Source organism: Ferdinandcohnia sp. Marseille-Q9671, assembly GCF_976954385.1.
In genome coordinates this window covers 787,550-800,471 of sequence record NZ_CDRJTA010000001.1, presented here as the reverse complement: position 1 = coordinate 800,471, position 12,922 = coordinate 787,550, and the positions used below count along the sequence as shown (strand labels likewise).

The window sequence follows — 12,922 nt, the reverse complement described above, 5'->3', positions numbered from 1 at the left end:
AATTTAAGGAGGAATTTCCATGAGTAAAATCATTGGTATAGATTTAGGTACTACAAACTCATGTGTTGCTGTTATGGAAGGTGGAGAACCGAAAGTTATTCCGAATCCAGAGGGTAACCGCACAACTCCATCAGTTGTTTCTTTTAAAAACGGAGAAAGACAAGTTGGGGAAGTTGCAAAACGTCAGGCAATTACAAACCCAAACACAATTATGTCAATTAAACGTCATATGGGAACAGATTACAATGTTGAAATCGAAGGTAAGAAATATACACCACAAGAAGTTTCTGCTATTCTACTTCAATATTTCAAAACATATGCTGAAGAGTATCTTGGAGAAAAGGTAACAAAAGCAGTTATTACTGTTCCTGCTTACTTTAATGATGCTGAGCGTCAAGCAACAAAGGATGCTGGTAAAATTGCTGGGCTTGAAGTAGAGCGTATTATCAATGAGCCAACAGCTGCTGCTCTAGCATATGGTTTAGATAAAACAGAAGAAGATCAAACAATCCTTGTATATGACCTTGGTGGTGGAACTTTCGACGTATCTATCCTAGAACTTGGTGATGGAGTATTCGAGGTTAAGTCAACTGCTGGTGACAATCGTCTAGGTGGAGACGACTTTGACCAAGTAATTATTGATTATTTAGTAGAACAATTTAAAAAAGAAAATGGAATTGATCTTTCAAAAGATAAAATGGCGTTACAACGCTTGAAGGATGCTGCTGAAAAAGCGAAGAAGGATCTATCAGGTGTAACTTCTACACAAATTTCACTTCCTTTCATCACTGCTGGCGAAGCAGGACCACTTCATTTAGAAGTGAACCTAACACGTGCTAAGTTTGATGAAATTTCAGCAGGACTTGTTGAGCGTACTATGGGACCTACTCGCCGTGCTCTATCTGATGCGGGTCTTTCTGCAAGTGAGATTGATAAGGTTATTCTTGTTGGTGGATCAACTCGTATTCCAGCCGTTCAAGAAGCTATTAAGAAAGAAATCGGTAAAGAACCACATAAGGGGGTTAACCCTGATGAGGTTGTTGCTTTAGGTGCAGCAATTCAAGGTGGAGTGCTAACAGGTGATGTTAAGGATGTAGTATTATTAGACGTTACTCCATTATCCCTTGGTATCGAAACAATGGGTGGAGTATTTACACGATTAATCGATCGTAACACTACAATTCCAACAAGTAAGTCTCAAACATTCTCAACTGCTGCCGATAATCAAACAGCTGTTGATATCCATGTGCTTCAAGGGGAACGTCAAATGGCTGCGGATAACAAAACATTAGGTCGCTTCCAATTAACAGACATTCCACCAGCTCCACGTGGAGTTCCACAAATTGAAGTTACATTTGATATCGATAAGAACGGTATTGTAAATGTTCGTGCAAAAGACTTAGGAACAAACAAAGAACAAGCTATTACAATTCAATCTTCTTCAGGTTTATCTGATGATGAGGTTGAACGCATGGTACGTGAAGCTGAAGAAAATGCTGAAGCTGACAAGAAACGTAAAGAAGAGGTTGAACTTCGTAACGAAGCAGACCAATTAGTGTTTACAACTGAAAAAACACTTAAGGATCTTGAAGGTAAGGTTGATGAAGCTGAAGTAACAAAAGCAAATGAAGCTAAAGATGCTCTTAAACAGGCAATCGAGAAAAATGACCTTGATGAAATTAAAACGAAGAAAGATGCTCTACAAGAAATCGTTCAACAGCTATCTGTTAAACTTTATGAGCAAGCACAACAGCAAGCACAAGCAGCTGGTGGTGCTGATGGCGCAGGCGCAGGATCAGATAAAAAAGACGATGATGTAGTAGACGCTGAATTCGAAGAAGTAAAAGACGATAAATAGAAAAGCGTAAGCGCCTTGCTCAGAAACGAGAAAACTGGCCGACAAAATCGCCACGTCCTGTGGCAATGTCGGCACTAGCACCATCCTGTGCGTCGGATACTTCGACAAAGAGGCGTAGTTTGCCTCTGTAGGAGGAGTTGAAGTTTCTCGAGTTTCTAGGCGCTGCAACTAGACATAAATAATAAGTAGCATAACCGTCATATAAAATGAAAGTGCCGGCATTACCACGATTGTGCTAATGTCGGCACACACATCTTGATCTAGAATCGATGAGGTCTAGGCGCAAAATGCTCGATAAATACGAATCTAATTGAAAAAAGTCGAAGTCAGGCCTGTCTTGGCTTGGACTTTTTTTAGTTATAACGATAATCTTTTACTTAAGAAAGAATTAGATTATTATGAACACTAATGCTTGAAGTAAGTATTATTGCCTTTTACCAATTATAAATGATAAAATATTCTTTATGTGAATGATGCGGGAGTGGATTTAATGAGTAAACGAGATTATTACGAGGTACTCGGGGTTTCAAAAAGTGCAAGCAAAGACGAAATAAAGAAAGCATACAGAAAATTATCAAAAAAATATCACCCCGATATCAATAAAGAGGCAGATGCTGCCGACAAGTTTAAGGAAATTACAGAAGCGTATGACGCTCTAACTGACGACAATAAGCGCGCCCATTATGACCAGTTTGGTCACACTGATCCAAACCAAGGCTTTGGAGGCGGTTTTGGAGGTCAAGACTTTGGAGGCGGATTTGGATTTGAAGATATCTTTAGCTCTATTTTTGGGGGCGGAACGAGAAGAAGAGATCCAAATGCACCACGCCAAGGAGCAGATTTACAATACACGATGACATTGCAGTTTGAAGAAGCTGTATTTGGAAAAGAGACTGATATTGAAATCCCAAGAGAAGAAGAGTGTTCTACATGTCATGGTTCAGGTGCAAAGCCGGGAACCAAACCAGAGACATGTTCACATTGTCATGGTTCTGGTCAAATAAATGTTGAACAAAATACCGCTTTTGGAAGAATTGTAAATAGAAGAGTATGTCATCACTGTAGTGGGACGGGTAAATTTATTAAAGAAAAATGTTCAACCTGTAGTGGTACTGGTAATGTGAAAAAACGTAAGAAAATTCATGTTAAGATACCAGCGGGCATTGATGACGGACAACAGCTTCGCGTATCTGGTCAAGGAGAACCAGGTGTAAATGGTGGACCTCCTGGAGATTTATATGTTGTCTTCCATGTGCGTTCACATGAATTCTTCGAACGAGATGGTGACGACATATATTGTGAAATGCCATTAACGTTTGCACAGGCTGCGCTAGGTGATGAAATAGAAGTACCTACCTTACATGGAAAGGTAAAATTAAAAATACCTGCAGGTACTCAAACTGGTACAAAATTCCGTCTTCGCGGAAAGGGTGTTCCAAACGTACGTGGATACGGTCAAGGAGATCAGCATATTCGCGTTCGCGTTATCACCCCAACAAAGCTAACAGAAAAGCAAAAACAATTGCTCCGTGAATTTACGGAAATTAGCGGCAATGGGGCTCCAGATGAACAACATGATAATTTCTTTGCGAAAGTAAAGCGAGCATTTAAAGGCGAATAAAAAGAAGCGCCAGCGATAAAAGCAAAGCACTTTTCTGCGAATTAAAAATTCGCAGTACCCTCTTTAGTGCACAGGAACGAGAATTCTTGCTGACTAAATCGCCACGTCATGTAGCAAAGTCGGCACTAGCACATCCAGTACGTAAAAGGCTCCGACGTAGAAGCGCTCTTTGCTTTGAAGGAGGAGTTAAAGATTCTCGAGTTTCTAGGCGCAGCAGCTGGACAAGAAAAAAGAATGTCCATGTATTAATTGGATTGGAGTTGGTAGAGATGAAATGGTCTGAAATTAGCATACACACAACACAAGAGGCGGTAGAGCCGGTCTCGAATATCCTTCACGAAGCAGGTGCGAGTGGGGTTGTGATTGAAGATCCATTTGACTTAACAAAAGAACGAGAAGATGTGTTTGGTGAAATCTACCAGCTTAATCCTGATGATTACCCTGAAGAAGGGGTCATCGTAAAGGCATACCTTCCTGTAAATAGCTTTTTAGGGGAAACAGTAGAAGAAATTAAGGAAGCGATCAATAATCTTTTACTGTTTGATATTGACTTAGGTCACAATAAAGTAACAATAAGTGAAGTCCATGAGGAAGAATGGGCAACTGCTTGGAAAAAGTACTACCACCCTGTGAAGATCTCAGAGAGGTTTACTATTGTTCCAACATGGGAAGAGTATGAACCTGTTACGAGTGATGAGTTAATTATCGAATTAGACCCTGGAATGGCTTTTGGGACTGGAACTCATCCAACAACTGTTATGAGTATTCAAGCGCTCGAGCGAACAGTAAATACAGGTGACACAATTATTGATGTCGGAACAGGTTCCGGTGTATTAAGTATTGCAGCAGCAATGCTTGGAGCAACGAAAGTAAGTGCTTTAGACCTTGATATAGTGGCAGTTGAAAGTGCAAAGCTTAATATCAAATTAAACAAGGTACATGATATCGCGACTGTCGCTCAAAATAACCTTCTTGATGGTGTAGAGGGGCCGGTAGATGTAGTTGTTGCAAATATACTTGCTGAGATTATCGTTCGCTTTACGGAGGATGCTGCTAAAATACTAAAGCCAAATGGAGCTTTTATCGTTTCAGGAATCATTAATACAAAGAAGCAAGAGGTTAAAGATAGTCTTCTCGCGTCTGGTTTTCTGATTGAAGAAGTACTTGTGATGGAAGACTGGGTATCAATGATTGCTAGAAAGAAAAGTGTATAATATGCGTGTTTCAAAACGAGGGATGAAAAAGGATACCTTTAATGTTTCTTTTTACCAATCTTTTTGAATCTCCTCAAAAATGGATCTAGCAGGTGGTGAGTAGACTATGCAACGATACTTTGTAGACAATATGACCGATACTCATGCTACAATTACAGGTGAAGATGTACATCATATAACAAGAGTAATGAGAATGTCTATTGGTGACGCTATTTACTGCTGTTATTCTCAGAAGGTAGCAATTTGTAAGATTACTGAAATTACCAATGATACAGTTTTAGCAGATGTTGTAGAATGGGTAGAGAACTCAAATGAACTCCCCATAAGGGTATGTATTGCAGGTGGACTACCTAAAGGGGACAAGCTTGAATATGTTATTCAAAAGGGGACGGAGCTTGGAGCATCTGAGTTTGTCCCTTTTGTTGCGGCACGTTCAATTGTTAAATGGGATGAAAAAAAGGGACAGAAAAAGATAGAACGCTGGGGTAAAATTGCAAAAGAAGCGGCCGAACAGTCGCACCGAGCAAGTATCCCCGAGGTTCACAAACCCTTAACGTTGCAGGGGTTATTATCATTTAGTCAATCCTATACTTATAAGATAATAGCTTACGAAGAAGATGCAAAGCGCGGTGAAAACTCAAATTTAGCACATGTATTTTCACAATTGAAAAAAGGTGAATCTCTTTTTGTTGTGATCGGACCAGAAGGTGGGCTTACTGAAAAAGAGGTCTCAACGCTGATAGAGCATGATTTTATTTCGTGTAGCTTTGGACCAAGAATTTTACGAACTGAAACAGCACCATTATATGTATTGTCGGCTGTTTCCTATCATTTTGAATTAGCGAGGTGACAACGATGTCATTAGTTGCATTCCACACACTAGGATGTAAAGTAAATCATTATGAAACAGAAGCCATTTGGCAGCTTTTTAAAGAACAAGGGTATGAGCGTACAGAATTTGAAAGCACTGCAGATGTGTATGTTATTAATACATGTACGGTTACAAATACAGGTGATAAAAAGAGTAGACAGGTAATTCGTAGAGCAATTCGTAAGAACCCTGATGCAGTTATTTGCGTTACAGGCTGCTATGCTCAAACATCACCAGCAGAAATTATGGCGATTCCTGGAGTTGATATTGTTGTAGGTACACAGGATCGTAAAAAAATGCTTGAGTATATTGAGCAGTATAAGCAAGAACGTCAACCGATAAATGGCGTTGGTAATATTATGAAAACACGTGTTTATGAGGAGCTAGAGGTCCCATCCTTTACAGACCGCACACGTGCGTCACTTAAAATTCAAGAGGGCTGTAATAATTTCTGTACTTTCTGTATTATACCTTGGGCAAGAGGGCTTATGCGTTCTCGTGACCCTGAAGAAGTAATCAAGCAAGCTCAACAATTAGTTAATGCCGGTTACAAAGAGATTGTCCTTACAGGAATCCATACAGGTGGATATGGAGAGGACATGAAGGATTACAATTTAGCTGCTCTTTTGCGTGATTTAGAATCAAAGGTAATTGGTTTAAAGAGAATTCGTATATCATCAATCGAGGCAAGCCAAATAACGGATGAAATTATTGAAGTTCTTGATAAATCAACCAAGGTTGTACGACATCTTCATGTTCCGCTTCAATCTGGATCAAACACAGTATTAAAACGGATGAGACGTAAATACACCATGGAATTTTTTGCTGAGCGGTTAACGAAGCTTCGTGAAGCCTTACCAGGTTTGGCTCTTACATCAGATGTTATCGTCGGTTTTCCTGGTGAAACTGAGGAAGAATTTATGGAGACGTATAATTTTATTCAAGAACATAAATTCTCTGAACTGCATGTTTTCCCGTATTCTAAGCGTACAGGAACACCTGCAGCACGCATGGATGACCAAATAGATGAAGAAGTGAAAAATGAGCGTGTACACCGCTTGATTACCCTTTCTGACCAGTTAGCAAAGGAATATGCTTCACATTATGAAGGTGAAGTGTTAGAGGTCATTCCTGAAGAAGTCGATAAGGAAGACCCAACAAGTGGATTATATATCGGATATACAGATAACTATCTAAAAGTGAAGTTTAATGCTACTGAGGATATGATTGGAAAAATTGTGAAGGTGAAAATCACAAAAGCAGGCTATCCTTATAATGAAGGCCAATTTGTAAAGGTAGAAGAGACGTTACCAATTGAAGAAGAAGCTCGAACAACAGCATAGTCCTGCTACTAGAGAAATGAGTAGAAGTTAATCAATTGATTAGCTTCTTTTTTTTGTCACATACTATTACTGCTAAGATGCTAGGCAACTAAACATAACAATGATATGATGTTAGAGGTACGTACAACTGAAAGGGGTATACATAATGACGAATATTGCAAAGATGATTGACCATACAGCGTTAAAAGCTGATACAACAAAAGCACAAATTGAAAAGCTTTGTGCTGAAGCAAAAGAATATAGTTTTATGTCTGTTTGCGTGAATCCAACATGGGTTGAAACAGCTGCATCACTGTTAAAAGACTCAGAGGTAAAGGTTTGTACAGTAATTGGGTTTCCATTGGGAGCAAATACTCCCGAAACCAAAGCTTTTGAAACAAAGGACGCCATTGAAAAAGGTGCGACAGAAGTTGATATGGTAATAAATATTGGTGCGCTAAAAGACAAGAATGATGAATTAGTTGAAAGGGATATCCGTGCTGTAGTTGAAGCAGCTAAAGGTAAAGCCCTTACAAAGGTAATTATCGAAACAAGCTTACTAACAGAAGAGGAAAAAGTAAGAGCGTGTGAAATCGCTGTTAAGGCTGGAACTGATTTTGTTAAAACATCAACTGGCTTCTCAACTGGTGGAGCTACTGTAGAAGACATACGTTTAATGAGAAAAACAGTTGGTCCAGATATTGGAGTGAAAGCTTCAGGTGGTGTTCGTGATGTCAAAGGGACACAAGATATGATTGAAGCAGGAGCAACAAGAATAGGAGCTAGTGCAGGGGTTGCAATAGTAAATGGATTAACAGGGTCATCAGATTATTAATCTTTAAAAGACATACTCATCACTGACTATTGTTATATTCTTAAAAAGCTGACCTCCATTGGGGTCAGCTTTCCTTTTGTTTGTATCATGCCGCACGGTGAACCTTCAAGATAAATTTTGTTAGCAAACCAGCGAAAGGTAAAAATAGCAATGAGGTCAATACATTAAAGATTAAGCTAACATGAGCTATTTGGACATCGGGGTGTGAAGTTAAAAACACAGCAACCTGACCTAGTATAGAAATAAAAGGGAAGAATAAGAGTACACCTAAAATATTGACCCAAATATGTGCGTATGCAGCAAGTTTAGCTTCATGCTTACTTCCTAAACTTGCGATGTATGCAGTAATACATGTCCCGATATTTGCACCTAATAATATGGCAATCCCGGCATTTAAAGTTAATAGCTGTTCATTCATAAATCCCATAATGATCCCCGTAGTGGCGGTGCTTGATTGTATGATGGAAGTAAGCAATGTCCCTACCCCTACCCCAAAAAGGTCACTTTCATTGGTGTGTTGAAAAAAAGTATGGATAGATGGAAATTGTGCAATTGGTCTTGCGAGCTGTTCAAACCCATTCATTGCAACAAACATACAGCCTAATCCAAATAAGAAAGCCCCAAAACTGAACACTTGTTGGTTTCGAAAAAACAAACACAGGAATCCTATAAGTAATATAGGAACAATCCATTCAAAAATATCAAAGGTAATCATTTCCGCTGTAACAGTTGTTCCAATATTAGTACCCAATATGATTCCAATCGATTGCTTAAAGGTTAGATATCCAGTCGCAATTAATCCAACAACTAGAACCATGACAGCGGAGCTACTGTGGATAATTGCTGTAATGATCATTCCCGTAACTAAACCCTTAAATGGGTTATCTGTAAACCGAATTAACCAAATCTTTAATTTATCACCAGTAAGATTATACAGGCCTGTCCTCATAACTGTCATTCCAAATAAAAAAATAGCAATAAAAACCGCAAATAATGAAATCAGTTCAATCATGACATTCTCACCCCTACCACATTGTATGGACAAGAATATGTGAAAATGACTATTTGAGATATTAAAAAATGTTACATGATATTTTTTTTAAAAAAATGAAGAAATTCAAAAAAACTGTTCTAGAAAAAAAGACTTTTATTGTAAGATTGGTTTAGTGTCTTAGACGGTATAAAAGCCTTATTTGACCTGGTTTTTCAAATATGTGATGACGCTTCATTTTCTAATAATTATAGAAAAGAATTAAAGTATTCTAATCAGACTCTCGTGAATTACAGTTGACCAAAAATAATGCATATATTATAATTGCAAAGTACATGTTTATTTTTTGCCATACTTTTTCTATTGGCAGTAAGAAACAACTAATAGAACATGTGTCTTAAATCGATGTTAGTGGTTGTTTTCGGAGGGAGGGAATTAGAATGTCAAAAACGGTCGTTCGTAAAAACGAATCGCTTGAAGATGCTCTTCGCCGCTTCAAACGTACTGTATCTAAATCTGGTACAATTCAAGAAGCTAGAAAGCGCGAATTCTATGAAAAGCCTAGCGTAAAGCGTAAGAAGAAATCTGAAGCTGCTAGAAAGCGTAAATTCTAAAAGAGGGTGTAGTTTTATGAGTCTTCTCGAGCGTTTAAATAATGATATGAAAACAGCGATGAAGAATAAGGAGAAAGATAAGCTATCTGTTATTCGAATGGTAAAAGCTGCACTTCAAAATGAAGCAATTAAGCTAGGTACCGGTGAAGTATCAGAAGAAGCAGAACTAACGGTTCTTACTCGTGAATTAAAACAACGTAAAGATTCCCTCCGTGAATTTAGTAACGCTGGTCGTGAAGATCTTGTTAATAAAATTCAAACTGAAATTGAGATATTAGAGGTATACCTTCCAAAACAATTATCCGAAGAGGAACTTGTTGAGATTGTAAAAGAAACAATAGATGAGGTCAATGCTTCTTCAAAGGCTGAAATGGGCAAAGTAATGGCTGCCATTATGCCAAAGGTAAAAGGGAAGGCAGACGGCGGTCTCGTTAACAAAGTTGTTCAACAGCAATTATCTTAAACAAAACACCTTACATATCGTAAGGTGTTTTTCTTTTATAGTGATTCTTTAACTTCTTCTCAAAAGTTGGGAAAAATAAAAATTGGAATCGTCTTAAAATATGTTAGTACATACTATCTCCAATAAATACCATAAAATAAATTGCGTAAAGTCACATAAAATATGAAACCAGTTTACATTTCAAACGTATTACATATTATCAATAATAGAAATGATATGAGAGGGGGGAACGACTTGAAAAAACTGAGACTATTTTTGTACCTTTCCATTATTATAGTTCCACTAATCCTTACATTTACACCAAATAGGAGTTTTAGTGCGGATCAAGTGGTATATATTATCCCGATAGAGGAAACTGTTGAAAAGGGATTAAGTGCTTTTATTGACCGTTCGATTACGGATGCTGAAGAAAAAGGGGCAGATATCATTGTCTTAGAGATTAATACTCCAGGCGGGGCAGTGGATGCAGCTACAAAAATTGGTAAACGAATACAGGAAGCAACCATTCCTACTGTCGCATATATTAATAATGATGCCATCTCAGCGGGTGCATTTATAGCACTAAACGCTGATGAAATATATATGACAGAAAATGGTAGGATGGGAGCGGCAGGGATTATTGACCAATCTGGTAATACAGCAGATGAAAAAGCTGTATCCTACTGGCTTTCAGCAATGAAAGGTGCTGCTGAAAATAATAATCGTAATCCAATATATGCCCTAGCAATGGCGGATAAGGAAATCGACCTACCTGAATATGGAGCAGAAAAAGGAAAGTTTTTAACATTAACTGCAAGGCAAGCACTTGAAGTGGAGTATGCAGAAGGTGTTGTAAAGGATAGAGCTGATTTACTTCAAACACTGGGTTATGAAAAGGCAGCTATTGAAGAAGCTGAAGTAAGCTTTGCTGAAAAGATTGCACGTTTTATAACAAACCCGATAATAGTTCCTATTTTATTATCAATAGGTAGCTTAGGACTAGTCGTTGAACTTTACTCACCAGGATTTGGAATACCTGGTATAATGGGATTATCCGCTTTATTACTCTTTTTCTATGGTCATTTAGTAGCGGGTCTTGCTGGAATGGAATCCATCATCCTATTTGTAGTTGGTATTGTTTTAATATTACTGGAGTTTGTATTACCAGGGGGGATCATAGGTTTGATAGGATTAGGTGCTATACTAACAAGCTTTTTCTTAGCGGGAAGTAGTGTATGGTTAATTGGTACTTCACTTTTAATTGCTTTGATAGTTACAATTATCGTTTCAATTCTTTTAGTCAAAGTATTTGGGAAGAAATTGCATGCCTTTAAAAAGATTATTCTATTCGACTCAACGACTACTGAAAGTGGATATGTTTCAAATAAAAATAGAGATGATTTACTAGGAATGCATGGAGTTGCCTTAACCACACTAAGACCTTCTGGTACAGCATTAATCAATAATGAAAGACTTGATGTTGTCACACAGGGGAATTATATTGAAAGAAATACTAGAGTGGAAGTCATCAAAACAGAAGGTTCTCGAATTGTTGTTCGAGAAGTTGCTGATATTGATAAATAAAAGCAGAATGAGGAGGAAATAGAATGCCATCAGGAATGATAGCGATTTTAATATTTGTCGCATTAGGTATTATTTTATTAGCTGTACTATTTACGTTTGTACCAGTAGCACTGTGGATTTCAGCGCTTGCTGCAGGTGTTCGTGTTAGTATCTTTACATTAATAGGGATGAGATTACGTCGGGTTATACCGAATCGTGTAATTATTCCATTGATTAAGGCTGTTAAAGCAGGACTTACAATCAATACAAACCAATTGGAGAGCCACTACTTAGCAGGTGGTAATGTTGACCGAGTTGTAAATTCGCTTATTGCTGCACAACGTGCAAACATCGAATTAACATTCGAAAGAGCAGCTGCTATCGACTTAGCTGGTCGTGACGTATTAGAGGCTGTACAAATGAGTGTTAATCCTAAAGTAATTGAAACACCTTTTATTTCGGGTGTTGCAATGGACGGGATCGAGGTTAAAGCTAAAGCTCGTATTACAGTTCGTGCGAATATTGACCGCTTAGTCGGGGGTGCGGGAGAAGAAACGATTATCGCCCGTGTTGGTGAAGGTATTGTTAGTACGATAGGTTCACAAAAGGATCATAAAAAGGTACTTGAAAATCCAGATATGATTTCTCAAACTGTTCTAGCAAAAGGATTAGATGCTGGTACCGCGTTTGAAATTCTTTCCATTGATATTGCGGATATTGATATCGGGAAAAACATCGGTGCTGTGCTTCAAACTGACCAAGCTGAAGCAGACAAGAAAATTGCGCAAGCGAAGGCTGAGGAACGTCGCGCAATGGCTGTTGCAACCGAGCAAGAAATGCGCGCTCGTGTAGAAGAAATGAAAGCGAAAGTTGTGGAAGCAGAGGCTGAGGTTCCTCTTGCAATGGCAGAGGCATTACGTTCTGGTAACCTTGGTGTATTAGACTATACAAATTTAAAAAATATCATGGCTGATACCGATATGAGAGATTCAATTGGTAAAAGTACAAAGGGTAATGACGAAGATCAAAAGTAATAGCTAATAAAAATAAACCTCAAAATTGAAAGGAGGTTTACTCTGTGGATTCACCTATACAAGAATTATTTGAATTTATTATGTCAAATGTCTGGGTCCTTGTGATCATAGCCGGATTTATCTTTAATACAATTAAACGGTTTAACAGTGGTGATTCAGAACCCACTACTCAGGTTCCGTTACCAAAGCAGTTTAATCCATTTGACCAAGAAACGAAACAGGAAAAAGAAGTCGCTTATGAGTCAACGTATAAGAACGATGCGGAGCCAGAGGTAGTTCCCGATTCAAACGTTTCTAATCCCTTTTATGATAGATATCTAGAGCTTCAACAAAAAGGTACCTATAGTGAAAAAGGAAACGTCACAGAGGATATAGAGGAACCTGTCCTTACAATTTCAAAGCCAATTGATACTACCGAACCTAAGGTAATTAAAAATTTCTCAACTAACAAGGTTGTTGAAGGTATCATTTGGTCAGAAATACTTGGGCCACCTAGAGCAAAAAGGCCATTTCAAACCCGTCGATAAAATATAGGGACCTATACAAAAATGTTCTAT

General features: G+C 38.2%; 12 protein-coding genes. 11 read left to right on the top strand and 1 reads right to left on the bottom strand.

Features of this window, described 5'->3' with window-relative positions:
- Positions 1-19: 19 nt before the first annotated feature.
- From dnaK to deoC, 6 genes are all read left to right on the top strand, one after another.
- A complete protein-coding gene (gene dnaK / locus ACWNMY_RS04235) occupies positions 20-1,858 on the top strand; it encodes a molecular chaperone DnaK (protein WP_449537032.1) in 1,839 nt (612 codons plus the stop codon).
- A 490-nt stretch (positions 1,859-2,348) separates the two neighbouring features.
- Positions 2,349-3,479: a molecular chaperone DnaJ gene (gene dnaJ, locus ACWNMY_RS04230; RefSeq protein ID WP_449537031.1), complete on the top strand. Its 1,131-nt coding sequence runs from the start codon at positions 2,349-2,351 to the stop codon at positions 3,477-3,479.
- A 269-nt stretch (positions 3,480-3,748) separates the two neighbouring features.
- Complete coding sequence (gene prmA / locus ACWNMY_RS04225; RefSeq protein WP_449537030.1) at positions 3,749-4,693, top strand: 50S ribosomal protein L11 methyltransferase; 945 nt, start codon at positions 3,749-3,751, stop codon at positions 4,691-4,693.
- A gap of 106 nt (positions 4,694-4,799) precedes the next feature.
- Positions 4,800-5,543 carry a 16S rRNA (uracil(1498)-N(3))-methyltransferase gene (locus ACWNMY_RS04220; RefSeq protein WP_449537029.1) on the top strand — a complete coding sequence of 248 codons (744 nt, stop codon included), beginning with the start codon at positions 4,800-4,802 and terminating at the stop codon, positions 5,541-5,543.
- A gap of 5 nt (positions 5,544-5,548) precedes the next feature.
- The gene (mtaB, locus tag ACWNMY_RS04215) at positions 5,549-6,907 is read left to right on the top strand and encodes a tRNA (N(6)-L-threonylcarbamoyladenosine(37)-C(2))-methylthiotransferase MtaB (protein ID WP_449537028.1); all 1,359 of its coding nucleotides are present in this window, start codon (positions 5,549-5,551) and stop codon (positions 6,905-6,907) included.
- A gap of 145 nt (positions 6,908-7,052) precedes the next feature.
- Positions 7,053-7,721 (top strand): deoxyribose-phosphate aldolase, encoded by a 669-nt coding sequence (gene deoC / locus ACWNMY_RS04210; RefSeq protein ID WP_449537027.1) that lies wholly within the window; start codon positions 7,053-7,055, stop codon positions 7,719-7,721.
- 85 nt (positions 7,722-7,806) lie between these two features.
- Here deoC and ACWNMY_RS04205 read toward each other — a convergent pair whose 3' ends face one another.
- On the bottom strand, positions 7,807-8,733 hold the full coding sequence (locus ACWNMY_RS04205; protein ID WP_449537026.1) for a Na/Pi symporter: 927 nt from the start codon (positions 8,731-8,733) through the stop codon (positions 7,807-7,809).
- A 419-nt stretch (positions 8,734-9,152) separates the two neighbouring features.
- On the opposite strand from ACWNMY_RS04205, the gene rpsU reads away from it, so the two are divergent.
- The 5 genes from rpsU to ACWNMY_RS04180 all read left to right on the top strand — a co-directional run bounded on the left by rpsU (position 9,153) and on the right by ACWNMY_RS04180 (position 12,892).
- Entirely contained in the window at positions 9,153-9,326 is a 174-nt protein-coding gene (gene rpsU / locus ACWNMY_RS04200; protein WP_015595024.1) for a 30S ribosomal protein S21, read from the top strand.
- Between the two features lie 16 nt (positions 9,327-9,342).
- Positions 9,343-9,789 carry a GatB/YqeY domain-containing protein gene (locus ACWNMY_RS04195; protein ID WP_449537025.1) on the top strand — a complete coding sequence of 149 codons (447 nt, stop codon included), beginning with the start codon at positions 9,343-9,345 and terminating at the stop codon, positions 9,787-9,789.
- A 234-nt stretch (positions 9,790-10,023) separates the two neighbouring features.
- Positions 10,024-11,352, top strand: coding sequence for an NfeD family protein (locus tag ACWNMY_RS04190; protein WP_449537024.1), 1,329 nt, complete (start codon positions 10,024-10,026; stop codon positions 11,350-11,352).
- Positions 11,353-11,375: 23 nt separating this feature from the next.
- The gene (gene floA, locus ACWNMY_RS04185) at positions 11,376-12,365 is read left to right on the top strand and encodes a flotillin-like protein FloA (RefSeq protein ID WP_449537023.1); all 990 of its coding nucleotides are present in this window, start codon (positions 11,376-11,378) and stop codon (positions 12,363-12,365) included.
- A gap of 44 nt (positions 12,366-12,409) precedes the next feature.
- A complete protein-coding gene (locus ACWNMY_RS04180) occupies positions 12,410-12,892 on the top strand; it encodes a hypothetical protein (RefSeq protein ID WP_449537022.1) in 483 nt (160 codons plus the stop codon).
- The last annotated feature ends 30 nt before the right edge of the window (positions 12,893-12,922 follow it).

What these genes read in the sequence shown, in the direction of transcription:
- dnaK (WP_449537032.1), top strand. Translation starts at nt 20, where the DNA reads ATGAGTAAAATCATTGGTATAGATTTAGGTACTACAAACTCATGTGTT.
- dnaJ (WP_449537031.1), top strand. Translation starts at nt 2,349, where the DNA reads ATGAGTAAACGAGATTATTACGAGGTACTCGGGGTTTCAAAAAGTGCA.
- prmA (WP_449537030.1), top strand. Translation starts at nt 3,749, where the DNA reads ATGAAATGGTCTGAAATTAGCATACACACAACACAAGAGGCGGTAGAG.
- ACWNMY_RS04220 (WP_449537029.1), top strand. Translation starts at nt 4,800, where the DNA reads ATGCAACGATACTTTGTAGACAATATGACCGATACTCATGCTACAATT.
- mtaB (WP_449537028.1), top strand. Translation starts at nt 5,549, where the DNA reads ATGTCATTAGTTGCATTCCACACACTAGGATGTAAAGTAAATCATTAT.
- deoC (WP_449537027.1), top strand. Translation starts at nt 7,053, where the DNA reads ATGACGAATATTGCAAAGATGATTGACCATACAGCGTTAAAAGCTGAT.
- ACWNMY_RS04205 (WP_449537026.1), bottom strand. Translation starts at nt 8,733, where the DNA reads ATGATTGAACTGATTTCATTATTTGCGGTTTTTATTGCTATTTTTTTA.
- rpsU (WP_015595024.1), top strand. Translation starts at nt 9,153, where the DNA reads ATGTCAAAAACGGTCGTTCGTAAAAACGAATCGCTTGAAGATGCTCTT.
- ACWNMY_RS04195 (WP_449537025.1), top strand. Translation starts at nt 9,343, where the DNA reads ATGAGTCTTCTCGAGCGTTTAAATAATGATATGAAAACAGCGATGAAG.
- floA (WP_449537023.1), top strand. Translation starts at nt 11,376, where the DNA reads ATGCCATCAGGAATGATAGCGATTTTAATATTTGTCGCATTAGGTATT.